Source organism: Phyllobacterium sp. P5_D12 (assembly GCF_054049495.1).
This window is the reverse complement of the sequence record NZ_JBFUMG010001123.1, coordinates 1-648: the sequence shown is the minus strand read 5'-3', so window position 1 is coordinate 648 and position 648 is coordinate 1. Positions and strand designations below refer to the sequence as shown.

At 57.1% G+C, this 648-nt stretch carries 1 protein-coding gene and 1 pseudogene; both read right to left on the bottom strand.

The window, feature by feature from the left end; all coding sequences use genetic code 11:
* Positions 1-200 (bottom strand): hypothetical protein (locus ACXJ5O_RS29070; RefSeq protein ID WP_457302929.1); only part of this gene is annotated, 200 nt, incomplete at its 3' end.
* A pseudogene (locus tag ACXJ5O_RS29065) lies at positions 200-648 on the bottom strand (flagellar basal-body MS-ring/collar protein FliF); the annotation flags it as partial. The gene ACXJ5O_RS29070 and the pseudogene ACXJ5O_RS29065, both read right to left, overlap by 1 nt.

Below are 648 nucleotides of genomic sequence, written 5' to 3'. Positions count from 1 at the left end.
GATTCGCGCCCCGCAATAAACGCCTCCTTAATCTTCAACTCGTAATCGATAAGTTCGACAACATCCTCCGATGGCTCCTCGATCTCCGCCAATAAGTCGGCTCGTTCCCTGCTCACGGCCGCAAAAACGGTGACGCGGTCCGCTGGCACGTGCTTTGGCGTGAAATCAGTCAGCACACTGGCGACAGAGCGAGCGACCATCAGGCTGCCTCGTGAACCCATTGTTTCAGGATAGCCGCGACCCGTTCTTCATCCATGTCGATCATCTGCTCTAGACGATTTTGCGCAGGCACACGCATGCGTCGTCTGAGTTCGCTCAGATCATCATATGGCAGGCTATGTTCCGCACGAACTTGCGCCACGATCGGAAGATTAGACGCGGGGGCCAAACCTGGAACCGGAAGGTTCGAGCCTGCGGCGAGTTGCAGAGCCTCTTCCGGCTTGTTCATTTCCCGCATCAGGGGGCGGACTCCGAACCAAAGCACAAGCCCCACTGCAGCGATAAGAGCGGCGGCGTTGATGAAACTGCCGGCTTGACGGAAGATCATCTCAGATACCGGCGTTGAAGCAGGCGCCAGCTGTTCGTCGGAAGCCTCCATGAAATTGACCGCAGTCACGTTAATCACGTCGCCGCGCTTCTGATCGAGAC